This window comes from Bradyrhizobium oligotrophicum S58 (assembly GCF_000344805.1).
GTDB lineage: Bacteria > Pseudomonadota > Alphaproteobacteria > Rhizobiales > Xanthobacteraceae > Bradyrhizobium > Bradyrhizobium oligotrophicum.
The window spans coordinates 4,623,676-4,646,079 of the sequence record NC_020453.1 but is presented as its reverse complement, the minus strand read 5'-3'; the positions used below and the strand labels follow the sequence as shown (position 1 = coordinate 4,646,079).

Below are 22,404 nucleotides of genomic sequence, written 5' to 3'. Positions count from 1 at the left end.
GAGTGCGAAGGCTGGAGGCTTGGTGTGACTGAAACTGCGGCGGCTGTGCCGAATGACGTGATGGAGCGGCTCGCTGCCGCCATTGATGCCAACTTCGAACAGCAGGTCGCCTTCCTGCAGCAACTCGTGCAGTTCCGCAGCCTGCGTGGCGAAGAGGCGCCGGTGCAGGACTGGCTGGCCGGCGAGTTCGAGGCGCGCGGCTACATGGTCGACCGCTTCAACCTCGCCGATGTCGACCTGATGCGCCATCCCAAGGCAGCGCCGATGGACGGCATTGCGCTCGACGGCTCGAAGCAGGTGGTGGCGACGCTCGACAGCGAGGGCAAGGGCCGCAGCCTGATCCTGCAGGGCCATATCGACGTCGTGCCCGAGGGGCCGCCCGATCTCTGGAACGATCCGCCCTATGAGGCGATCGTGCGCGACGGCTGGATGATCGGGCGCGGCGCACAGGACATGAAGGCCGGCGTTTCCGCAATGATCTTTGCACTCGACGCGATCAAGGCGGCCGGCTTCGTGCCGGACGGACGCGTTCACCTGGAAACCGTGACCGAGGAGGAGAGCACCGGCAATGGCGCACTCTCGACCTTGATGCGCGGCTACACCGCTGACGCCTGTTTGATCCCGGAGCCCACCGGCCACACGCTGACCCGCGCCCAGGTCGGCGCGATCTGGTTCCGGCTGCGCGTGCGCGGCACGCCGGTGCACGTCGCCTATGCCGAGACCGGCACCAACGCGATCCTGTCGGCGATGCATCTGATCCGTGCCTTCCAGGAGCACACGAAGGAGATCAACACGCGCGCCACGTCCAATGCGTGGTTTGCCAAGGTCAAGGATCCGATCAAGTTCAACGTCGGCATCATCAAGGGCGGCGACTGGGCGAGCTCGACGCCGGCGTGGTGCGACCTGGATTGCCGGCTGGGCGTGCTGCCCGGCGAGACGCCGGCGCAGGCCATGGCGGGCATCGAGCAATGTCTCGCCAAGGCGCAAGCCGCCGACAGTTTCCTGTCGGAGAATCCGGTCGAGCTGGTATGGAGCGGCTTCCAGGCCGATCCGGCCGTGTGCGAGCCCGGCAGCGCTGCCGAGGCTGCACTGGCAGAGGTGCATGCGCGCGTGTTCGAGCAGCCGCTGGATGTGCGGCTGTCCACGGCCGTCAACGACACCCGCTACTACACGGTCGACTACGGCATCCCGGCGCTGTGCTACGGACCCTACGGCATCGGGCCGCATGCGTTCGACGAGCGCGTCGATCTCGACAGTGTTCGCAAGACGACGCTCTCCATCGCGATGTTCGTCGCACAATGGTGCGGGCTGCGGAAGGCGTGACGACAATATGATCTCGGTTGCACTGCTCGGTCGTCCCGGCCTGATGGATCCGATGAAGGCGCTGCTCGCGCGCGAGCTGCCGGGTGTCACCGTTGCGTCCTGGCCGGAGCCCCCCGCACGCGAGGCCGAGCTTGCGGTCTGCTGGAAGCCGGAAGCCGGCGCGCTCGCGGCAATGCCGAAGCTCCGGCTGATTCATTCCATCGCAGCCGGCGTCGACAATATCCTGTCCGATCCCGCCGTGCCGGACGTGCCGCTGTGCCGGATCGTCGATCCCGGCATCACCTCGGCGATGACCGAGTTCGTGCTGTGGGGGACGCTGTATTTCCACCGCGACTTCGACCGCGTGATCAGCAATGCGCGGGACGGCCGGTGGCGGCGCTACGATCAGCGCGAGGCTGGGGATCGCAGGGTCGGCATTCTCGGGCTCGGCGCACTCGGCACCGACGCGGCGGTCCGCCTTGTCGATCTCGGCTTCTCGGTCAGCGCCTGGTCGCGCTCGCCCAGGCTTCTCGCCGGCGTGAAGACGTTCAGCGGCGCCGCTGCGCTCGACGATTTCCTGAGTGAGACCGATATCCTGGTCTCGCTGCTGCCGCTGACGCCGTCGACGGTCGGCCTGCTCGATGCCGCCCGTCTGCGCCGGCTGCCCAAGGGGGCGGCGCTGATCCTGTGCAGCCGCGGCGAGCACCTGGTCATGGACGATATGGTGGCGCTGATTCGCAGTGGCCATCTGCGCGGCGCGGTGCTCGACGTGTTCGAGCAGGAGCCGCTGCCGGCCGATCATCCGCTGTGGCGCGAGCCCGGCGTGCTGGTGACGCCGCACATGGCGGCGATCGCCTCCTGGGAGGTCATTGCGCAGCAGGTGGCCGAGAATGCGAGACGGCTGCTGCGCGGCGAGATGTTGTTGAACGTCGTCGACCGCGCGCGCGGCTACTAGGCAGAGGCCACATCTATTCGAGGGTCTGCACCGGCGGGGCGATCGGGCCGCGCGGGGGAGGTGCCGCAGCAGCGGTTCTCGGCTGAAGTGGCGCGCCGCGCGGCGCAGCCTGTGGCGGCTGCGGAGAGTCGGTCATCGCGGCCTGGCTCTCTCTGACCGGACGACGGACCTGCTGTGACCGGGCCGCGTGCGACCGGCGGAACCCCCACGAGCGCGCGATCGATGGACCTGCGGTGTAGCCCACCACGGCGCCGGCGACGGCGCCCACCGGTCCGAACACGACTGCGCCCGACAATGCGCCCAGCGCAGCATCGCCGCCGCGGTGCTCGCCGGCCTGCGCAGCCGGCGTCATCAGGGACGATGTCATCAATGTGAGTGCGACTGCCGTTGTCGCCAGCATTCTGGTCATGCGATGTCCCCTCGGTCTCACCGCCGACGAAATGAAGGACAAATGTGGCGAGAAGAATGCGGCCGGGAACCGTGCGATGTGCTGGGGATGCTGATGGTGGGGCGCTGACGCGTGGTGACGGCTTAAGTTTGCATCAGCCGCGAAGTGCCGTGCTTGGCGCGCCATTTCGGTCCGGGCCCGCGCATGTAATAGCGCTCGGGACGGTAGGGATCGCTCACGCGTGCGAACAAACTATTCCAGCGATCGCGCAGGGCAGCCAGTCGGCGGACTCCGGAGAACAACATACTCGCCTCGACTTCAATGCATGCGACCGAGAATGGACGAGAACGGCACCGCGAAGATTTCTTCATCGAGATCGTCGGCGACGTGCAGGACCCAGTCTCGCCAGTCCTCGCCGCTTTCGGCCGAAATCAGCGCGTGCATCACGCGCGTCGCGTGATCACGGGCCTCGGTCAGATCAAGGACGGCGGTTCCGCGCCGGTCGATGAGAATCTCATCATCGTTGGAGCAATGAAAGAAGACCTGCGTCATGTCTGGCTCCTCAGCCATCATCGCTGCATCTGATCCACTAGTAACAGCGCAGCGCGCCGAGCGAAATTACGATTGAGCACGTAAGGTAAATTACGGGCACAGTGTTGCCTTTCGGAACCGCATTGGCAGTGACCGGGGTCACGCAGTTGCAATTTCCGGAACTCATCGCGGGCATGGTGGTTAACGCTGAATCTCAGTGCGATAGGAGCACCGCGCATGATGTCCGAAACCCAGATTCATGCGGTCGCCCGCCAGATGCTGGAAATGCACGGGGCTGCAGCGATTGCCCAGGCCGCGCAGAAGGCTCTGTCTTGCGAAAACGACGGCGACACCGAAGAGGCGCGTGAATGGCGCCACATCGCCGAGGCGATGAAGATGATGCGCGGACCGCATCAGAGCTGACGCAAAGCTTCTCTTTTTAAGAAAATGCATCCGAATGGTGGCGGCGGCCGCGACTCTGCGGCCCGTGGGTCTACGGCCGATGCCAGCCGTCAAGGGGGCGCGGCCGCATTCTCATCCTGGTTTCCGACCCAATTTCCACGCAAGATTCAGGCAATGATTCGGCAGTGGATTGGCCGCTGACCACGTTGCCGGCGCGTCCGCCGTCCAGGGATTATTGCCATGGTCTTTTTCAAGCGTGAGCTGAGCCCGGTCGAGATCTTCGAGCGCGCGTTGAGGGACAAGCAGGCCGCGCGGCAGCGGCTGACCGAGCGTCTGCTCGTGGCCGAGCAGGCGCTGGAAGAAAAGCGTGTTGTCGCCGAGCGGCTCGCCAAGGCGGGCGCAAGCAATGGCCAGCTCGATCGCGCCGAAGCGAAAATGCAGGCGGTGGAGCAGAAGGCCAAGGCGCTGCGCGCGTCCGTCGCCGAATGCGACGAGCAGATCATCCTTGCCGAACGCGCCTTTGCCGACGCAGTGGCGCAGCGTGAGCGCGACCGTGCGGCCAACGATATCGAAGCCGTGGCATCGGCAATCGAGCAGGCGGTTCCGCGCTTCGAGATCGGCGCGGCTGCGCTCGTCGATGCGGTCACGCGCGGCCGTGCGGCGTTGAGCGAGGCCAGCCGCTTTGCAGCCGATGTCGACGACATCCGGCACGAGGTGCTCTCGGCCGCCGAGCTGATCTGCTGGGAATTGCGCGCGGCGGCGACCCGCACGCGGGCCGGCAACATCAACGTGGCCTTGCTGGCGCCGCCTGAAGTCAGGCAGTTGCCCGCTCCCGAGACTGACCGGCAGATGATCTACACGCTCAATCCGCTGACCTGGCGGGAGGGCGAGGAGGTGAAGCGGGTCGCGGCCTTCACCATGAGCGCGCTGCCCAAGGCGCTGCTGCCGCTCGCTCTTGCCCACCAGCATGTCGACTATCTCAATGCGCGGCGAGTGCAGACGCTGATGCATGTCCATGGCAGCGGACAGCAGCAGACCGAGCCGCTGCCCGACGACCCGGCACTCGTCGATCTCGACGCGCTGGGCGCGCAGGCCGAGGACACGCCACGCGCAGATGTCGCCTGAGCGGCACGATCGAGCAGCGGCGGTGACGCGCTCTGCCAGGATGGTAGCGCGGCTCGGAGCAGCCGCGGCGCTGTTGCTGATCGTTGTCAGTGGCGCGCGGGCCGAAAACCTCGATGCGGGAAAATCGGGCGCGCGGCTGTTCGCCGACAGCTGCGCAAGCTGTCACCGCTCGGCCCGAGGCCTTGCCAAGGGCCGTTTTCGCCTGACGCTCTATCTGTTCCTGCAGCAGCATTATACGAGCAGCAGTGACGCCGCATCGGCGCTGAGCACTTATCTGCAGTCGGTTGATACACCGGCAGGGGCGCCCGCGCGCAAGACGAGCGCCCGGCGATCGCTGTCGCGCGGCGAGACCCGGCCTCCGCGTCCGCCGCTGCCGGTTCGCGGACATTAGAGACGCCGCAGCGGCCAATGTGGTCCGCCTGCTATCGACGGCCGGCCGCGTCCGCAGTTTCCCGGGCGTCCTCATCCGGGTGTGGCCGACATCGGCAAGCTGGGCTATGCTCGTTGGCCGGGACGGCCTGACGGGTCCGGACGTGAGGGACTTGCAACCGGCCGTCGCGAGCTGTGTTGTTCCCGAGCACTGTCTTCCTCTGCACTGTCGGCCTGAGCAGCGTCTTCGTGATTTGTGTTTTGCCGCGTTGTGTCTTTTAGAGTTGTGTTTTGGGCTGTCTGAGGCGGGGCAGCAGCGATGATGACCTTACCGGAGCTCGCGGCAGCGGCGTTGGAGCGGTTCCTCAGCTCCTATATGCGCCGGCGTTTCGGATCCTCCCACACCCAGCTGTCGGAGATGCTTCCGGCTGCGGCTCGCATCGCGCTGGAATGCATCGGCAACAGCGATGCGCTGTATCACAACGTCGAGCACACATTGCTGGTCACGCTTGCAGGTCATGAGATCCTGCGTGGTCGTGCGCTCCACAGCCATATGACGGCGGAGGACTATGTCCACGTGATCATGGCCTGTCTGCTGCACGACATCGGTTATGTGCGGGGTCTGTTCAAGGAGGACGATAGCGACGGCTTCGTCATCGATCGGGGCGGCCGCAAGATCTGCCTGCCGCGCGGCTCCTCCGATGCCAGCCTGATGCCGTATCACGTCGATCGCTCCAAGCTGTACGTCATCAACCGCATCGAAGGCATGGCGCCGCTCGACAAGGACCGCATCGCCCGCGCCATCGAGGGCACGCGCTTTCCGCCGCTTGCGGGCCAGCAGTTCGACGAGGAGCAGTCGATCGTGCGTGCGGCCGATCTGATCGGGCAGCTCGGCGATCCCAACTACATCCGCAAGGCCAATGCGCTGTATCATGAGTTCGAGGAGGTCGGCATCAACCGGCAGCTCGGCTACGGTTCACCGGCCGACATCGTCAACCGCTATCCGCAGTTCTATTGGAACAGCGTCGCTCCGCACATCCAGACCGAGATTCGTTATCTCAACATGACCTCGACGGGACGGCAGTGGATCGCAAATCTCTACGCCAACGTGTTCCGTGCCGAGCGCGACATCTCGCTGTCCGGCCCGCAGACCTGACGGATAGCCGGTGCAGGACTCACCGCCGGCCGCCGACCTCGTCGATGTGGCCGAGCAGGTCGGCCGGATCCTCGTAGACGCGGATGGCGCCGGACTGGCGCAGTTCCTCCGAGCCATAGCCGCCGCTCAAGAGGCCGACACCGAGCGCCCGGCAGCGTGTTGCGGCTAGCATGTCCCAGATGCTGTCGCCGACCACGACCGCGCGCTCGATCGGCACGTTGAGGCGCGCCGCGGCGGCGAGGAACAGGTCGGGATCGGGCTTTGCATAGCGGACCTCGTCGCGCGTCACGACGGGGCTCGCCTTGGGGTCGACGCCGAGGGCGGCGAGGTTGACGGCGGCCGTCTCCATCCGGCCGCTGGTCGCGATCGCCCAGGGGATATTGGCGTCGGTCAGGAACGCGAGCAGCTCGCGGGCGCCGGGGAGGGGACGGACCTGCCGTCCGAGCTCCTGATAGGCGGTCGCATGTGCGCGCCTGAGCCGCTCGATGCGGTCAGGCTCCATGGCAAAGCCGGTCTCACGCAGCAGCTGGTTGGTGAACAGGCCGCCGCTCATGCCGATCTTGCGATGGATGCGCCAGACCGAGAGCTCGATGTTCTCGGAGTCGAGCGCGGTCTTCCAGGCGAGCACATGTTGATAGACGCTGTCGACCAGCGTGCCGTCGAGGTCGAACAGGAAGGCGGTTTCGATGCGCATTGGTCGCTCCGGGCTGGACGTTTGCTGCGTAGCAGCTGCAAGGCCAAGCGGCAGCGGGCATTCGGGGTCCTGGCCGTCGGTTGCCGTCTTTTCCGGTCCTTCATGGCCAATGCGCCAGCGCGCCGTCCAGCCATCGCCGGGGGCGCGCCGCGCAATTCTCACCGTTGGCTCAGCCCGTCAGCCCTTGGATCAGCCCTTGGGGCGGATGAAGCCGGTCAGCGTCTTCTTCTGCTCCTCGCACCAGTTCGACATGCCGAGGCGGCGCTGATCCATGTCGATCGCCTGGGTGGCGACGGCCACTTCGGCCATCAGATCGTCGTCCTGCTTCTGGCCCATTTTTCCGCCAGTGTGCATGTAGGCGATGGCGTTGCGAACCTTCTCGGTGGTGCCGTCAGGCATCTGCATGTCCTGCGCCTTCTGGACCAGATCCTGATAGACGACGTCGATGCCCGGACATTCCACCTTGGTGGCAAATGCTTCCAGCACCATGGTCGTGTACGTGTGGCGCGGCTCGGCATTGGCTGATGCCGCGGCCGTCAGCAACGCCGCAACGGTCAAGGTGTAACGCAGTCCGTTTCGCATACCCCGGTATCCTCCCGTTCATTTTCGGGGAGGCTAGCTTCTGGACGCGGCGCCGGCAACAACGAGCGCAGTGCAGTATGGATATTTGATCAGGCTTCGGGCTTTGCCCAACGGGGCTGCGCCGCCTAATTGCTCAGGCGCCGCTCCTGCTCCTTGAGCAACAGGTCCAGCTCGTCGCTCTGCTGCGCCAGGCGATCCGCGTTGCGCTCCTCGTCGGCGGCTCCGGACCGCGACGCGGCCTGCTCCGTGATCTGGCGGATGTTGTCGCGCAGAATCGCGATACGGTCGGCGAGCTCGGCAGCGGACAGGTTGGTCGGATCGATCAGGCTCATGGACCCCTCGCAAATGCGCATTTCAGGCGCAGTTCCTTAGCCCGGAAAGCCGCATCGCGACAAGCATGTCGACGTCGCGTCAAAGCGCGCCGCGGAAGGCCGAGACGGGGCGAGCCCTTGCTGGTCTGCCTCAGCGCACCGGCATCGGCGGACGCACGACCGGCTGGTCCGGATCCGATGCTGGCGCCGACGGCAACGGCATCGGAGCGGGCGGCGGCGGCACCATGTTGGCCGTCGACGGGGGCGGGGTCCGCGGCCGGTGCGGCACCGCCGCTGCGGGCTGTGCCGGCGTCATGGCCGCCGTTGCGGGCCGTGGGGCGGGGCGCGGCCGTATCGTCTGCTCGATGGCCCGCGGATCGAACGACCGGGCCTCGGCGGTGCGCTCGCTGGGCCTGTCGCTGGGCTTGGCCTCAGCCACCCGCGCCATGTCGCGCGCCATCTGCTCCTGGCCCGACTTCAGCTGGGCGAGGCTCGTCTTCAGGTCGCTGATCTGCTGGCTCAGGGCCGCGAGGTCGTGCGCCATGGATTGCAGCAGCTGCGACTGCTCCTGCGACATGCCGCTCGCGCTGATCGCACCGGTTGTGGGCTCCTGGGCCTGCGACGGGGCTGCGGCGGCGGTCTCTTGCGCCGATGATGCGGCGGGCTGCGAAGCCGCATCCTTGTCGGCATTGGACGCCAGCGAAATCCGCGGCATCCAGTGCGCGACGATCTCCTGGGCCTGGTCGCCATAGCTCTGCCAGGCGGCTGCGGCGACCGCGCTGCCGACGGCGAACAGCACGGCGAGGATGGTGCGCACGGCCCAGGTCGCGAACGTGCTGCGCTCGCCGGGGACGGCAATGCCGGCGGAGGCCTGCGTTCGGTACTCGGGATCGATCTTGGGCGATGGAACCTCCGGCGGGCGCTGGGCGCTACGCCGTTCGGCCTCGACGCCTGGTCGATCGGCCCGCGCTGCCAGCACGATATCCGGGTCGATCACGGCATGGGGCTGCTGATCGCCGTCTTTGGTCGTCGTTGCAAGCATTGACGCTCCGTCCTCCGTTGTCGTCCGCCTCGTTGGCGGCGCTCGGCTCCGTCCTGATGTCTCGTACCAATGCCTCTCGCCAACGCCTCGTCGTACTGACGTCTCGTGGCACCGACGCCCGATGACGACGACGTCAATGTGACGACGACGCGAGACGCTCGGCCCGAAGGCCGTATCAGAACAGAACCTGGATACCGGTTGTCCCACATGCGCACGCTTCTGCATGTGCACGGTGTTAGTCTTGGCTGAGCCGGATGCGTCGGAACGCCCCATCATCGTTCCGCCGCGTCGACGCTCGGCCGATTCCCTCGCGTACTCCGCACTCTCTGCCATATCAGGCCAAACCAAGGCAAAGGCATGGCAGTTGCGCGTTTCGTACGACCGGTACCTCCGGCCGTTGCCAAAGCATACTCCGAATGGAGGGCGAAGGCTACGCCGATGGCGCTCCGGCTCGCTCGGCCATCCTTGCCGACGCGTCAGCGTTTCAGGATGCCGTCCGCAGGCAGCCAGATCTCACAGCGCAGGCCGCTCGGCTCGAAACGCCGGGCCACCCGCGCGCCGACGTCATAGGGCAGCATCTGCTCGAGCAGCACGGTTCCAAATCCCTGCCTGCTCGAACCGAGCTGACGACCCGACATGCCGGTTTCGGTCCAGTCGAGGACGAGCCAGTTGCTCGCATCGCGCTCGTCGTGACGCCATTCGATCCTGATGAAGCCGCGCGGGACGGTCAGCGCGCCGTATTTCAGCGCGTTGGTCGCGAGCTCATGGATCGCAAGCCCGATGCTCTCGGCCGCCTTCCCCCTGATCCGCACCGCAGGCCCGGACAACGAGAACTGCCGGTCCTCGCGTGCCGCGCTGGCGCGCAACTCATCGGCAATCAACTCGGCCAGATCGAAGCCGGCGAGCGGATCGCGCGTGACGACGGCCTGAATGCGCGACAGCGCCGTGATGCGGCCCTCGAGATGGCTGGCGAAGTCCTCGACGCTCTCGCTCGATTCTCCGGTGCGCCTGATGATCGAGCGGATCACCGCGAGCATGTTGCGCACGCGGTGCTGCAGCTCGGCGAGCAGCAACTTCTGGTGCTCGACGGCTGACACCAGTGCCGTGATGTCCTGGGTGATGCCGCCGATTCGCTGCACGCGACCCGAAGCGTCGACCATGGGGAAAGTGCGGATACGGAGCCAGCGGACGGCGCCGTCGGTCTGCCTGACGATGCGGAAATCGAAGCTGTCGCGCTCGCCTTGCCGGGCGCGTTCGAGGCCTGCGATCGCGCGCGGCCGATCCTCGGGCAGCATCAGTCCGGTCCATTGCGCGAGATGGTCGCCCTGGAGCACGGCGGCGCGCGGGGCGCCGTAGATCGTCTCGAATGCGGGGCTGACATAGTCCCACTGCATTGTCTGCGCATCGCGGATCCACACCACGTCGGACGATGCCTCGCCGAACTGGCGGAAGCGCGCCTCGCTCTCGCGCAGCGCCGCCTCGGTGCGCTTGTGGTCGTCGATGTTCATCGCGAGCTCGACCACGGTGCCGTCGCCGAGGTCGCGGCCGGCAAACATCATCCAGGTGCGCTCGCCGTTCTTGCGGAAATATTCCTTCTCGTAGGGGCCGATCCGGCCGGTCTGCTGCAAGAGGTCGATCTGCTCGGCGGAGCTGCCGCGCCATTCCGGCGGCGTCATGTTCTGCCAGTTCAGCTGCCGGTCGCGCACCTCGTCCCGCGAATAGCCGGTCATGGCGAGGAAGGCGTCGTTGGCATCGATCAGCGTACCCTCGGCATGGTCGAAGAACAGCACGCCGACGGAATCGATCTCGAGCAGGCGCTGCAGCCGGTGCGCGCTCGTCTCGCTGCCGTTCGCAGCGGATTCGGGGCGCGGGGGCTGAGCTGCGCGACACACTTCGCCGCAGCCGAGGTGTTCTGCGAGCTCGGGATCGGATCGCGCGAGCTCCAGCACGTCCGGATCGATCGCCAGTTCGGGATGCGTATCGGCCCAGAAATGCGTCATGCGCAGATAGGCCAGGAAGGCCGTCAACAGCTCGAATTGCGCCTCGCCGAATGCCTTACGGACGGCGAACCGGGAGCGGGGCGCCGCCGCGCTCTGCAGGAACAGCGCCGCCGCGGCCTCGAACAGGTCGGCCTCGTCGGCGCTGCGGGGCTCGGGGATTTCGCGCGCGGCTGCGACGGCCTCCAGGCGGTCCAGCGCTGCCGTGACGCGTGCGGCATCGGAGAGCGGTATCGAGAGCAGCTGGCGGGCCTGATCGATCGTTTCCGGCCGGCATGTCGCGTCGCCGGCCGGACGGCCCAATCCGATCAGGAAGCCGAAGTGCCGGGCCAGGCAATAGGACGAGCAGCCAAGGCGTGAGAGATGGACGGCCAGCCGCTCCTTGAACAGAGCCGGCAGCGGCGCATCCAGATAGGCACATTTCGCGAGCTGCCAGAGCTGGCGAGTCGTTTCCGGGGCTGATGGCGCCGACCGGAATAGATTCGGCATCAGCCCCAGGCGATGCACGATCTCCTGCTCGAAAGGCCCATCACCCATACGCTGTTCGACCATCGCCGTATCCCCGGCAGCCCGCCGCAGCCCGCCAGTCTAGCGCAATCCGCTCGCGTCGGCGCTCGGGACGTCTCAATCATTCGCATCGAGCTGACGACCTTCACGGTCCAAATGCAAGTAATTGGCGTTGAAAAGGCCGGCGCTCATCAGGCGCTCGATATCCGGCAGGACCAGCATCTTGCCCTTGAGAACGATCAGGTTGCTGGCGCGCAACTCCTGGAGCGTGCGGTTGACGTGGACCTTCGACAGGCCGGTCGCCTCGGCGAGGTCGGCCTGGGTGAGCGGGAAACTGCAGCTCTGGTCGTCGGCCAGACCGGCCAGCCGCAGGCGGAAGAACAGTTCGCACAACAAATGCGCCATGCGTTCGGACGCGGTGCGCTGTCCGAGATTCATGGTCCATTCGCGCTGGATCGCGGCGTTGACCAGCGTTTCCCACCAGAAAGCGGTGGCGACGCGCGGGAAGCCGGTGCTGATCTCGTCGAAGAACTCGCGTGACAGGTCGGCGATCGACACCGAAGTGATGGTGCCGATCGAGTGGTCCATCTCGCGCAGGAGGAAGATGTTGAGGTCGCAGATGTCGCCAGGCAGGAAGAACGAGACGATCTGACGCCGGCCGTCCTCGAGCTGCTTGTAACGGCAGGCCCAGCCGTTCAAGATCAAATGAACGTCCTTGGGCTTTTCGCCTTCGCGCGCGATGTCGGTGCGCGGCGCAAACGTCCTCACCCTCTGCGCCGCAGCGCGGTTGAGCATCAGGCGATCCGCCGCAGAGAGGCGGACGAAGTTCTCGAGCTTGCGTACCAGGTGACTCAAGGAGCGGTTCCCCCGAGATCGCTTATAGGGGTTCCATGTGGTGCGACTACAATAACCTATGTTAGAATGTTACCTCAATGCCTGCAATGCCCGCAACTTTGCCTACAGCCGTTTCACCGGACTCTGTTTCCGTCCGGCCACGGCAATTTCCTTGATGCTGATCATGTGTACTTGAGGCGTTGGATCCCGCCAAAGTAGGTCGCTTCGCGGGAGACTGGTTATATCGACGGCAAAGGCGCGATCCGTCTGGCCGGGTACAAGGAGAGCGGAAACGGAATTTCGCGGGGCAGAACTTCTGGGCGCGAATACGGAGCGAGAGGCGAGGACGTTCGGCCCGGTCAGCGAATTGATGGCGTCGAGCCCCCCTTGGGACCCCAATTCTTGGGTGCCGCGAGCACGCCGCGATAGGTCCCCTTCAGCGGCCGCGTGCCCTAAAGCCCCCGGCTTTGCCGGGGATCATTAGTTGTAGCCGCTTCTCACTTCTCACTTAACTTTGGTGAGATTCTGCGCCATGTCGAGATGGTGCTGCAGCGCCGGCAGCGTCTTGCCGGCCCAGTCCTTCAGCTCGGGATTGTCGCCTCCTTTGGCATAGCGCTCGAACAGCGACACCGCGTCCTTGTGGGCACTCACCTGCATGTCATCGAAATCGGCGCTGAAATCCTTGCCCTGAGCGCCCTTCAGCTTGTCGAGCTTGCTCTGATGCGCGCTGTCCAAAGCGGTCGGGAGTTGCGCCTTGATCTTGCCGCTCTCGACCATGCTCTTCAGCTCGCTGGAGGTCTTGGTGTGGTCCTTCACCATCTGCGCGGCGAAGCTCTTCTGCTGAGCGTTGCCTTTCTCCTCGCCGAGCTTGTTCGACTGCAGCTCGAACATGTCGCTGATGGCGACCTGCTTGACGAAGTCCTCGGTGCTCGGCGTGATCCCGAGCGCCGAATTGACGCCGGTCTTTTCTCCGATCGATTGCGCCAAAGCGGGGCCGGCTAGCACAAGGCAACTGATTGCGATGATCGTGCGCTTCATGGTCGTTCCTCTGATGTCAGGTCGAGGATTAAACAGGAAGCTGGGCCCGATGTTCCGTTGTGGGCCGTCGCGTTGCGTGCCGTCTTCGCCCGCGGACAGCGTCGAGCAGGGCGCGCAGTCGCAATGCGTCGGCGGGAGCTGCGCTCTTCTGATCGTTGTCGAAGTAGACGAAGACATCGATGCCCTGCGCCGACCATGCATGGACGCGCTTGGCCCAATCCTCGAGCGCCGCAGTCGGATAGTTGTCCTTGTAGCGACCGCCGGGGCCATGGCCGCGCACGTAGACGAAGTCGGCGGTACGTCTCCAGGGCGCTGGAGCGTCGTGATGATCCGACAGGCATAGCGAGATGTTCGCCGCTCTCAGCAGGCGAATGACCGAAGGCGCATACCAGCTCGGATGACGGAATTCGAAGCTGTAGCGCCGGTGCCTGGGCAGCAGCGGCAGGAAGGCTTCCAGCCGCTCGGGGTCGGCCTCGAATTGCGGCGGCAACTGAAACAGCACCGGGCCAGCCTTGTCGCCGAGCAACGCCAGCCGGCTCTCCATCAGCTCGATGCTGTTCACCGAGCGCGCGGACAGCCGCTTCCAATGCGTGATGAACTTCGAGGCCTTCCAGGCAAAGACGAAATCGGGGCCGGTCTGATCGCGCCAGCTGCGAACGGCGGCTTCGGTCGGCGTCCGATAGAACACGCCGTTCAATTCGGTGGTCTCGAATTGCGTAGCGTAATAGGGCAGCTGGTGCTTGATCATCAGGCCGGACGGGTAAAACGCGCCGCGCCAGGATGCATAGTGCCATCCCGATGTGCCGATCACGAGCCGCGCCATCATCACCTCGCTGGGACACGTCATTTTCCCAGTCAAAGCGTTCGATGCGTTGGAGTTCCTGCCACGAGGCGGCAGGCGGGGGAGCGTTGTCGCGCCGTCTCGTAGCGCTCGGCGCAGCGCGCTAGCGGTCGGCGGCCTGCAGGATCGGGGCGCTCAACAGCTGATTGATATGCGCCGCAGTCTCGGCCTGGAGCGCCTTCCTCAACAGCAGGTCGCGTTCTTGCCCCGCAGGCAGCAACTCGGCCGCGTCGCGCGCGGCCGCCGCAGCCTGCTGCAGACGTTCTGCGAACGAAATGACCTGCTTGCGTCGGATTCGCTTGACTGACATCGATGAACTCCTGTTCTCCCGAACAGAAGTCTGCGACCTCATCACGCCGATGTCGCTAACACACGTTAGCGTGCGGTTCACGATCAGCGGAAGCCGCGGCGGAACCGGGCCGCCGCGAGCTTTTGCTCATTAGTTGTTTGATCGCTCTGGATCGTTGCCGGGCACGCTGAGGTGCACTTCATGGCCCTGCTTCAGCGCCAGAGTGGCCGCTGCGGCCGCCGATTCGAACGCCGCTTCCTTGGTCGCGTAGTCACCGTGAACGTTGCCGTCATGCAGCACACTCCAGTGGTCTTCCACCGCGACAATTGCGTATTGCGCAAGTCCCATTCCGTCCTCCATCGCGTGAGCGCCGAGTTAGCTGCCAGATGCGGTGACGCGCCAGACCGTGTTGCCGACATCATCGGCGATCAGAAGCGCGCCGGTCTTGTCGACAGCGAGGCCGACTGGCCGGCCCCGTGCCTCGTTCTGATCGTTGAGGAAGCCAGTCACGACGTCCTGTGCCTCGCCGTTCGGCTTGCCCGCCGAGAACGGCACATAGACGACCTTGTAGCCGTTCAGCGGCGTGCGGTTCCAACTGCCATGCTCGCCGACGAAGGCGCCGCCACGATAGGTCTGTGGCAGAGTATTGGCCGTGTAGAAGGTCATGCCGAGCGGCGCGACATGGGAGCTTAGCGCGTAGTCCGGGACGATCGCCTTCTCGACGAGGTCCGGCCGTTGTGGCTTCACGCGCGGATCGACGTGTTGGCCGTAATAGCTGTACGGCCAGCCATAAAAACCGCCATCCTTCACCGACGTCATGTAGTCCGGCACGAGGTCGGGGCCGATCTCGTCACGCTCGTTGACCACCGTCCACAATGCGCCGCTCTGCGGCTCGAAGCTCAGCCCGTTCGGATTGCGCAGTCCGCTCGCGAAGATGCGCCAGCGGCCGGAGCTGCGATCCACCTCGAGGATGGCGGCGCGGTTCTTCTCCGCCTCGATGCCGTTCTCGGTGATGTTGCTGTTGGAGCCGACACCGACATAGAGCAGCCGGCCGTCCGGGCTCGCCGTCAGGCTCTTGGTCCAATGGTGGTCGATCGGGCCGCCGGGCAGCGAGATCAGCGTCGTGCCCGGGTCCTTCATCTGGGTTTCGCCGGGCGTGTACGGATAGCGGACGATGGCGTCGGTGTTGGCGATGTAGAGGTCGTTGCCAACCAGCGCGACGCCGAACGGCGAGTTCATGTGGTCGATGAAGACGCTTTTCTGCTCGGGGATTCCGTCGCCGTTGGCGTCGTGCAGCAGCGTGACGCGGTTGCTCGCTCCGGTACTGCCGCCCGACGTCGCCCACGATTCCACGAAGGCCATGACGATGTCCTTCGGCCGTCTTGCGGGCGGCGGCGGCGGTGCCTTGGATTCCACCACGAGCACGTCGCCATTGGGCAGGGTGTACAGCGAGCGCGGATGCTGCAGGCCAATGGCGAGCGCCTCGATCTTCAGGCCCGGTGCGACCTTGGGAGTCTCGCCCTGCTTCCAGCCGACCACCGTGGCGACGTTCATCGGCGGCAGCAGATACTGCGTCAACGGCGGCAGCTTGACGTTGCCCCCGACCTCGGCCTTGGGATCGCCACCTTCGTTGCAGCCGGCGAGGCCGAAGGCGGAGGTTCCGAGCAGCAGTGCCGTGAGCAGGGGCGCAACGTGCCGCGCGTTGAGATTGCTCATCGGGCGACTCCGACGCCATGACGGTACACGAGCGCCCAGCCGAGCCATCCCGTGATGGGAAGGATCAGGACCGTGACGAGCGACAGGATGATCCCGGTCGGAACCACCGATGTCCAGGCATCGCGCGAGTGAACCATGTTGTTGAAGAAGGCCAGCACCAGCGCGATCAGGTTGCCGATCATGTGCGGCCAGGCCGGCGTCTGCGATCGAATCAGGCGGTTGCCGAGAAAGTCGACCAGACCGGCAACGCCGGCCAGCACGCCCATGATCAGGCCGACCAGGAGGAGCCAGGCCGACATGTCCGCCCACATGATCTCGGCGGTCCGCCAATACGCGATGTCCGTGACGAGCGCGCCGATGAAGCAGACGATGGGAAATGGCACGAGCATCGGGTGGATCGGATGCCGCGCAACGGTCGCTGTCGGCGCCAGCGCGGGGAGGTTTGTGTCGGCGGTCGTCAAGGTGATCTCCTCAGATGCTGCAGCCGGGGAAGGCCGTCGGAGACGGCCTCTGCCGCGCGCGTCGTAAGGCCTCGGTCCATATCGAGAGGCGTGACACGACTGGCCCGCGACCTAACAACCTCATTGGCTCCTGTTCAGCGGACCATTGCCCCTGGCGCTGTCGCCCGCGGTATCGTTCCGCGGTGCGGGCGCGGTCGGCTGGGCCTGTTTCGGCGCGGCATTCCCGGTGGTCTGCTGGTTCGTGTTCTGCTGGTTCACCGCGTCCTGCCGTGGTGTCCGGTCGCCTGCGAACGACCAGAACATCAGGGCGATCGCCGCGGCGACCACGATGATCGGAATGAGCAGGGCATAGGGCGTGTTGCTCTGCATGCCGGGTACGCGCGAGCTGGCGCCAGTAGCGCGTTCAGCCTGATCATGGGCATGAAGGCTTGCCCGCGTATTCTCGTCGAGCCGCGCGCGCTCGCCGGGGCGCAATCGTCCCGATCGCATTGCTGCGTAAGCGAGGACCAGACCGAGGACGACAATGCCGATTCCCCAGCCCCAGAATGTTGCCGCTCCGCCGTCCATGCCATTCGCCTCCCGCGCCGCTGCGCCCGACGATCAGGTCCACCGGGCGCAAAACCAACGAGAGGAGATAGCATCCGTTCCAGAAAGGGCGCGCGCAGCGCCGCCTGGCGTCGTCAGATGTCGATGACGATGTAGTCGTTCTCGACGACGACCGGGTAACGCTCGGCGACGTAGGGCCCCTTGACCAGGTTCCCACCAGCCTCGCGCCTGACCTCATAGTTGCGCAGCCGCGTCGTGCGCGGGTCGCACCATGACTGCCCGGTGGCGAGCTCGAATTCCCAACCGTGCCAGGGGCAGCGCAGGAACTCGCCGTGCCGCTCCAGGCGATAGTCGCCTGGACCCGACGATTGGGCGATGCCGGTGACGATGCCGCTGCAGATCCGGGCGCCGCCGTGCGGGCAGCGGTTCAACAGCGCATGCAGCCGGCCGTCGACATTGAACAGCGCGATCTCTCGGCCGTCGACGAAGGCAGTCCGGCGCGACCCCGGCGGCAACTCGTCCGCCGCACAGACGACGTGGCGACTCATGACAGGCGATACAATGCCATCGCATTGTCCCTGAAGATCTTGCGACGCTGGGCCTCGGTCATCGGGAATTTGAAGGAGAAGCTCGGATTGTCGTAGTCCCAATGCGGATAGTCCGAGGAGTAGAGCAGGCGGTCCCAGCCGATCCAGTCGATGATCTCGACCAGATGCCGCGCCTGCTCGGGTTCCTCGATCGGCTGCGTCGTCCACCAGATGTGCTGGCGCAAATAGTCGGACGGAAGCTGCTTCAAATGCGGCACCTCCTTGCGGAACTTGTCGAAATGCTTGTCCATGCGCCAGGCCAGCGCCGGCGCCCAGGCGAAGCCGCCTTCGACCAGCACGACCTTCAAGCCCGGAAAGCGCTCGAACACCCCGCCCAGGATGAAGCTCGCGGCAAGCGCTTCCATGCAGGCGACGAACACGTAGTGTTCCTGCAGGTAGTAGGTCGGCCAGCCCGACCCGGTCGATGGATGCCCGCCATTGTAGCCGACGGGATGGAGGCCGATCGGCAGGCCGGCGCGCTCAGCGGCGGCGTAGATCGGCCAGTAGCGAGGATGGCCGAGCGGGTCCGATGGGCGTGACGACAGCATGATCTGCACGTAGCGGCGGTCAGCGGCGCAGCGCTCGATCTCGGCCACCGCGGCCTCGGGAAACTCCTGCGGCACGACGATGCCGGCGCGCAGCCGTGGCTCCTCCCGGACCCAGCGGTCGATCTGCCAGTCATTGGTCGCGCGCGACATCGCCGCGGCGAACTCGGGATTGCGCTCCTCCATGCCGCCCTTGCTCAGCGCCATCAGGAGGCCGAACTCGACATTGACAGGATCGAGATGCTGCTTGCGCAACATCTCGAGGTCCGAGCCTGCCGGACCATTGGCCGGCAGCGCATCCGAGCGCATGCCCGCAGCCATCATGCGCGGATACATCAGGGTGCTGGACAGCGCCTGCCGCACATGCACGCCATAGGTCTGGTAGTGCTCGCGCCAGCGCGGTTCGAGATAGGGCAGCAGCTCGCCGGGCGTGCGATGCGCGGGGTGGATGTCGCAGTCCACCACCGCGAGGGTCTGTCGCGCCTGCTGCTCTCGGAATGGGGCGTTCATCAGATCGTCTCCTCGATCGTGGCCGTGCCGCCGAGCGCGTTCTCGGTCAGGCGCGGATAGGTCGCCAGCGCATTGTCCATCAGCAGCTTGCGCAGCGTGGACGACGGCAATCCGTCGGGCAGCACGTCGTCGCCGTCGAACTGCCAATGCGGGTAGTCGGTCGCGAACAGCAAAAGGTCGTCGGAGCCGATGCGCTCGATGGTCTGAGCGACCGCCGCGGCGTCGGGCGCGTCGAACGGCTGCGTCGTCAGCCTGATATGCGCGCGGATGATTTCGGACGGCCAGTGGTCGATCCACGGCGTTTCGGGCCTGGCGCCGCGCCAGGTCTTGTCGGTGCGCCACATCGTCACCGGCAGCCAGCTGACGCCGGATTCCAGGAAGACGAATTTCAGCTCCGGAAAGCGCTGGAACACGCCTTCGGCGATCAGGCTCACGGTCTGGTTTTCGAACGCCTGCGCCTGGGCGACGTAGTCCTCGAACTGATAGCAGGGCCAGCCGACGATGGTCGGCGCGTAGCGATAGGTGCTGCCGGCATGCACGGCGACGACGAGCCCGTGGCGTTCCGCGGCCGCATAGATCGGGAAGTACTCGCGGCGGCCGAGCGGCCGTTCGCCCATCGCCAGCATCAGGACCTGGACGAAGCGGCCATCGGTTGCGAGGCGCTCGATCTCTGCCACCGCCTGCGGGATATCCTGGGGATGGATCAGGATCGAGCCGCGCAGCCGCGGCTCGTGGTCGAGCCATTCCGCACGCAGCCACTCGTTGACCGCGCGGCAGAGCGCGGCGGCCATGTCGTCATTGTGGAGCGCGACGGCGCCATGGATGACATTGGCGACGGCGTACCGGACGCCGAACGCGTCGAGCGCCTGGGTGCGCAGCGTGTCGAGCGCCGTTGCCGCCTGCGATGCGCGCCAATCGGCGCGCATGCTGATCGGCGCATTGGGCGGATAGCTCATCATCGCGAACGGCATTCGGTCGATGGCGCGGTTGACGAGCTGATCGCGCCAATAGTCGTCGAGATAGGGTAGCAGCTGGCTGATCGTCGGGGCGGGGACGTGGAGATCGCAATCGATCGCGCCCGCATAGGGCATTCTCATGGTCGGCTCCGTTGCTCTCGGATCATCGTGGCGCGCGGCAAAGACGGGATCAGGCCGGTGCGGCCTGATCGACCTTGTCCGGCTCGGCGGCCGTGACGGTCCGCCGACGCTGCGACAGGCCCAGGGCGATGACACAGCTCGCCATTACCAGCGGCGGCAGCGCGGCGAGCAGAAACAGGTTCGACGCCGGCAGGTGACGCGCAATCAGCAGTCCGGCGATCAGCGGCCCGCCGATCGATCCGATCTTGGCCACCGAAAGCGCCCAGCCGACAGCGGTGGCGCGGTTGGCGCTGGGATAGAACTGGCCGACGGCGCTGTTCAGGCCCTGATGGCCGCCGACGACGAAGAAGCCGACACACATCATCGCCGTGAGGAAGCCGGCGTCGCTGAAGCCGGCAAAGCCGAGCGAGGCGACCAGCGGGCAGGCGATCATCGGCACCGCGGCAATGGCAAGGACGCCGAAGCGGTCGAGCGCCCAGCCCGCGAGCAGGGCGCCGACGGAGCCCCCGAGGCTGAACATCGAGAGGCCGAAGGCCGCCTGTGCCGGCGAGTAGCCGGAGGCTTCGGCGAGGATCGGCGTCCAGCTGTTGAGGAAGAACATCGTCATCGAGCTGGCGATGTAGGCGACCCAGAGCAGAGGCGTGACGATCGCGAGCTTGCCGTCGAACAACGCCGTGACGCGTGCGAATGGGCCGCTGCCGGCCGGGCTCGGCTCCTCTTCCTGGACCACGAAGCGGCTGGTGGGCTTTGCATCGAGGCCGGGCTCGATGCTGTTGACGATGCGCGCCACCTCGTCGGGCTGCCGGCCCTGGACGACGAGAAACTTGATCGATTCCGGCAAGGTGAAGAAGCTGACGATCGCCGCGATCAGCGGCAGCACGCCGCCGATCCAGAACACGATCGGCCAGCCGAGATGCGGCACCAGCCAGGCCGCGATCAGCCCGCCGGCGCTGCCGCCGGCGACATAGCCGAGCATGATGATCGCGACCACGGTGCCGCGATAGCGGCTCGGGACATATTCGAGATTGAGCGAGAAGCACAGCGGTGCAAGTCCGCCGATGCCGATGCCGGCGAGGAAGCGGAGCGCGATGAGCATATTCAGATCGCCGGCCCACACCGTCAGCAGGCTGAAGCCGCCGAACGTGATCGTGGCCGCGACGATCGCCAGCCGCCGTCCGATGCGGTCGCCGAGATAGCCGAAGATCAGGCCGCCGACGAGAATGCCGAACACGCCGGCGCTGAACACCACGCCAAGCGTGGCCTTGTCGATGCCCCAACTGCGGACGATGGCCGGCGCCGCGAATGCCATGGCGTGCAGGTCATAGCCATCGAGGCACATCATCACCGTGGAGAGGATCATGACTTTGAGCACCAGGCCGTTGCGGCGCTGGCGCTCGATGACGTCGCTGACGTCAATGACGGCTGTGGCGCTCATTGTCGCTCCTTCCCCTTTGTCTGCCGTTCGTTGACGACGGCTTGTTGCAAACCACTCTGGCGACGCCCGGCCGTTCTTGGCCGTTCTTGGCGGAACAGCCGGCGTCGGGCGCAACGTGGGGGATGCATCCGCAGCCAAAGCAGTTTGCGGCTGCAGGCTATTTGCTTCGGGATCGAGAGAGAATAGGCTATTTCGGACGGACATTTTTTCCGGATTGGATGAAATGAGCGATAGCCTCTTGAACATGCAGGCATTTGTAGCCACCGCCCGGGGCGGAAGCTTTTCCGAGGCGGCGCGCCAGATGGGGCTGGCGCCATCGGTCGTGACCAAGCGGGTCGGGCAACTGGAGTGGTCGCTCAAATGCAAGCTGCTGCGGCGGAGCACGCGGCGACTGCAACTGACGGAAGTCGGCGAACGCTATCTTGAGACCATGCAGCAGATCGTCCGTGAGTACGACGAGATGGCCGCCGGCGTGAAACGATCGCCGGACGAGATCGAAGGCCAGATCCGGATCAAGGCGCCGGGATCGCCGATGGCCATCGATCTGTCCGGGCTGCTCGCAGCTTTCCAGATCAAGTATCCGCGGGTCACGCTCGAGGCGGTGCTGGTCGACCGCACCGTCAATCCGGTCGAGGAGGGCTTCGACATCGTGCTGACCATGATGCCCTCGTCCTTCCACGGCGTCATCGAGGAGCCGCTGCTGGCCTTTCCGCGGGTGCTGTGTGCCGCGCCGTCCTATCTCGCGCGGCGCGGCCATCCGCGACAGGTGCGAGATCTAGCCAATCACGACTGCCTGGTATTCACGCCGATGGGACCGGTCTGGACGTTCGACGGCACGAATGGACTGACGACGATGGCGGTGCGTCCGCGGCTCGTGACCAACAACAACGCGCTGCTGGTCGAGGCCCTGAGTGCGGGCGGCGGCATCGCCGTGGTGTCGCGGATGGCGGTGGCGGAGCGGCTGCGGAGCGGCGCTCTGATCGAGCTTCTCCCGGAGGTCCTGGTGCCCGATCTCTGCGTCAAGGCGCTGGTACCGACGACGCGGGCCAGTCTGGCGCGCGTGCAGACGCTCTTGACGTCGATCCGCGAGGCCTTCCGTAAGGTGGGAGAAGGCCAACCGGCTCACGCCTCCGTCTCCTGAAGC

At 65.8% G+C, this 22,404-nt stretch carries 26 protein-coding genes; 7 read left to right on the top strand and 19 right to left on the bottom strand.

The window, feature by feature from the left end:
- Positions 1-24 precede the first annotated feature (24 nt).
- Together S58_RS19950 and S58_RS19945 are read left to right on the top strand one after the other, a co-directional pair.
- Positions 25-1,323 carry an ArgE/DapE family deacylase gene (locus tag S58_RS19950; RefSeq protein ID WP_015667171.1) on the top strand — a complete coding sequence of 433 codons (1,299 nt, stop codon included), beginning with the start codon at positions 25-27 and terminating at the stop codon, positions 1,321-1,323.
- Positions 1,324-1,330: 7 nt separating this feature from the next.
- Positions 1,331-2,257: a 2-hydroxyacid dehydrogenase gene (locus tag S58_RS19945; RefSeq protein WP_015667170.1), complete on the top strand. Its 927-nt coding sequence runs from the start codon at positions 1,331-1,333 to the stop codon at positions 2,255-2,257.
- A 13-nt stretch (positions 2,258-2,270) separates the two neighbouring features.
- On the opposite strand, the gene S58_RS19940 is transcribed toward S58_RS19945, so the two are convergent.
- Together S58_RS19940 and S58_RS19935 are read right to left on the bottom strand one after the other, a co-directional pair.
- Positions 2,271-2,666 carry a hypothetical protein gene (locus S58_RS19940; protein WP_042339960.1) on the bottom strand — a complete coding sequence of 132 codons (396 nt, stop codon included), beginning with the start codon at positions 2,664-2,666 and terminating at the stop codon, positions 2,271-2,273.
- A gap of 297 nt (positions 2,667-2,963) precedes the next feature.
- Entirely contained in the window at positions 2,964-3,197 is a 234-nt protein-coding gene (locus S58_RS19935; RefSeq protein ID WP_015667168.1) for a DUF6894 family protein, read from the bottom strand.
- Positions 3,198-3,416: 219 nt separating this feature from the next.
- Between S58_RS19935 and S58_RS19930 the strand changes: the two genes are divergently transcribed.
- From S58_RS19930 to S58_RS19915, 4 genes are all read left to right on the top strand, one after another.
- The gene (locus S58_RS19930; RefSeq protein ID WP_042340825.1) at positions 3,417-3,599 is read left to right on the top strand and encodes a hypothetical protein; all 183 of its coding nucleotides are present in this window, start codon (positions 3,417-3,419) and stop codon (positions 3,597-3,599) included.
- 219 nt (positions 3,600-3,818) lie between these two features.
- Positions 3,819-4,703: a hypothetical protein gene (locus S58_RS19925; RefSeq protein ID WP_015667166.1), complete on the top strand. Its 885-nt coding sequence runs from the start codon at positions 3,819-3,821 to the stop codon at positions 4,701-4,703.
- 40 nt (positions 4,704-4,743) lie between these two features.
- Entirely contained in the window at positions 4,744-5,094 is a 351-nt protein-coding gene (locus S58_RS19920) for a hypothetical protein (protein ID WP_015667165.1), read from the top strand.
- A 297-nt stretch (positions 5,095-5,391) separates the two neighbouring features.
- Complete coding sequence (locus S58_RS19915; RefSeq protein WP_015667164.1) at positions 5,392-6,228, top strand: HD domain-containing protein; 837 nt, start codon at positions 5,392-5,394, stop codon at positions 6,226-6,228.
- Between the two features lie 19 nt (positions 6,229-6,247).
- Here S58_RS19915 and S58_RS19910 read toward each other — a convergent pair whose 3' ends face one another.
- The 17 genes from S58_RS19910 to S58_RS19830 form a co-directional block, all read right to left on the bottom strand.
- Positions 6,248-6,922, bottom strand: a complete 675-nt coding sequence (locus S58_RS19910; RefSeq protein WP_015667163.1) for an HAD family hydrolase — start codon at positions 6,920-6,922, stop codon at positions 6,248-6,250.
- A 189-nt stretch (positions 6,923-7,111) separates the two neighbouring features.
- Positions 7,112-7,504, bottom strand: a complete 393-nt coding sequence (locus S58_RS19905; protein ID WP_015667162.1) for a hypothetical protein — start codon at positions 7,502-7,504, stop codon at positions 7,112-7,114.
- 125 nt (positions 7,505-7,629) lie between these two features.
- Positions 7,630-7,836 carry a hypothetical protein gene (locus S58_RS19900; protein ID WP_042339957.1) on the bottom strand — a complete coding sequence of 69 codons (207 nt, stop codon included), beginning with the start codon at positions 7,834-7,836 and terminating at the stop codon, positions 7,630-7,632.
- Positions 7,837-7,966: 130 nt separating this feature from the next.
- On the bottom strand, positions 7,967-8,857 hold the full coding sequence (locus S58_RS19895) for a hypothetical protein (RefSeq protein WP_042339952.1): 891 nt from the start codon (positions 8,855-8,857) through the stop codon (positions 7,967-7,969).
- 476 nt (positions 8,858-9,333) lie between these two features.
- On the bottom strand, positions 9,334-11,406 hold the full coding sequence (locus S58_RS19890; RefSeq protein ID WP_042339949.1) for a sensor histidine kinase: 2,073 nt from the start codon (positions 11,404-11,406) through the stop codon (positions 9,334-9,336).
- 72 nt (positions 11,407-11,478) lie between these two features.
- Positions 11,479-12,216 carry a Crp/Fnr family transcriptional regulator gene (locus S58_RS19885; protein ID WP_015667158.1) on the bottom strand — a complete coding sequence of 246 codons (738 nt, stop codon included), beginning with the start codon at positions 12,214-12,216 and terminating at the stop codon, positions 11,479-11,481.
- Between the two features lie 483 nt (positions 12,217-12,699).
- Positions 12,700-13,233 carry a DUF4142 domain-containing protein gene (locus tag S58_RS19880; protein ID WP_015667157.1) on the bottom strand — a complete coding sequence of 178 codons (534 nt, stop codon included), beginning with the start codon at positions 13,231-13,233 and terminating at the stop codon, positions 12,700-12,702.
- 28 nt (positions 13,234-13,261) lie between these two features.
- Positions 13,262-14,056 (bottom strand): DUF72 domain-containing protein, encoded by a 795-nt coding sequence (locus S58_RS19875; RefSeq protein ID WP_015667156.1) that lies wholly within the window; start codon positions 14,054-14,056, stop codon positions 13,262-13,264.
- Between the two features lie 121 nt (positions 14,057-14,177).
- The gene (locus S58_RS19870) at positions 14,178-14,384 is read right to left on the bottom strand and encodes a hypothetical protein (RefSeq protein ID WP_015667155.1); all 207 of its coding nucleotides are present in this window, start codon (positions 14,382-14,384) and stop codon (positions 14,178-14,180) included.
- A gap of 129 nt (positions 14,385-14,513) precedes the next feature.
- Positions 14,514-14,711, bottom strand: a complete 198-nt coding sequence (locus S58_RS19865; RefSeq protein WP_042340824.1) for a hypothetical protein — start codon at positions 14,709-14,711, stop codon at positions 14,514-14,516.
- A 27-nt stretch (positions 14,712-14,738) separates the two neighbouring features.
- Positions 14,739-16,079 carry a PQQ-dependent sugar dehydrogenase gene (locus S58_RS19860; protein ID WP_015667153.1) on the bottom strand — a complete coding sequence of 447 codons (1,341 nt, stop codon included), beginning with the start codon at positions 16,077-16,079 and terminating at the stop codon, positions 14,739-14,741.
- A complete protein-coding gene (locus S58_RS19855) occupies positions 16,076-16,540 on the bottom strand; it encodes a DUF2231 domain-containing protein (RefSeq protein WP_015667152.1) in 465 nt (154 codons plus the stop codon). Before S58_RS19855 ends, S58_RS19860 begins: the two co-directional genes overlap by 4 nt.
- Before the next feature lie 120 nt (positions 16,541-16,660).
- Positions 16,661-17,107 carry a hypothetical protein gene (locus S58_RS19850; protein ID WP_015667151.1) on the bottom strand — a complete coding sequence of 149 codons (447 nt, stop codon included), beginning with the start codon at positions 17,105-17,107 and terminating at the stop codon, positions 16,661-16,663.
- A 113-nt stretch (positions 17,108-17,220) separates the two neighbouring features.
- Entirely contained in the window at positions 17,221-17,634 is a 414-nt protein-coding gene (locus S58_RS19845) for a Rieske (2Fe-2S) protein (RefSeq protein ID WP_015667150.1), read from the bottom strand.
- On the bottom strand, positions 17,631-18,728 hold the full coding sequence (locus S58_RS19840) for an amidohydrolase family protein (RefSeq protein WP_015667149.1): 1,098 nt from the start codon (positions 18,726-18,728) through the stop codon (positions 17,631-17,633). The genes S58_RS19845 and S58_RS19840 overlap by 4 nt, the downstream gene beginning before the upstream one ends.
- Positions 18,728-19,825, bottom strand: a complete 1,098-nt coding sequence (locus S58_RS19835) for an amidohydrolase family protein (protein WP_042339947.1) — start codon at positions 19,823-19,825, stop codon at positions 18,728-18,730. The genes S58_RS19840 and S58_RS19835 overlap by 1 nt, the downstream gene beginning before the upstream one ends.
- A 49-nt stretch (positions 19,826-19,874) precedes the next feature.
- Positions 19,875-21,260 carry an MFS transporter gene (locus tag S58_RS19830; protein ID WP_015667147.1) on the bottom strand — a complete coding sequence of 462 codons (1,386 nt, stop codon included), beginning with the start codon at positions 21,258-21,260 and terminating at the stop codon, positions 19,875-19,877.
- Between the two features lie 223 nt (positions 21,261-21,483).
- On the opposite strand from S58_RS19830, the gene S58_RS19825 reads away from it, so the two are divergent.
- Positions 21,484-22,401, top strand: coding sequence for a LysR family transcriptional regulator (locus S58_RS19825; protein ID WP_015667146.1), 918 nt, complete (start codon positions 21,484-21,486; stop codon positions 22,399-22,401).
- The last annotated feature ends 3 nt before the right edge of the window (positions 22,402-22,404 follow it).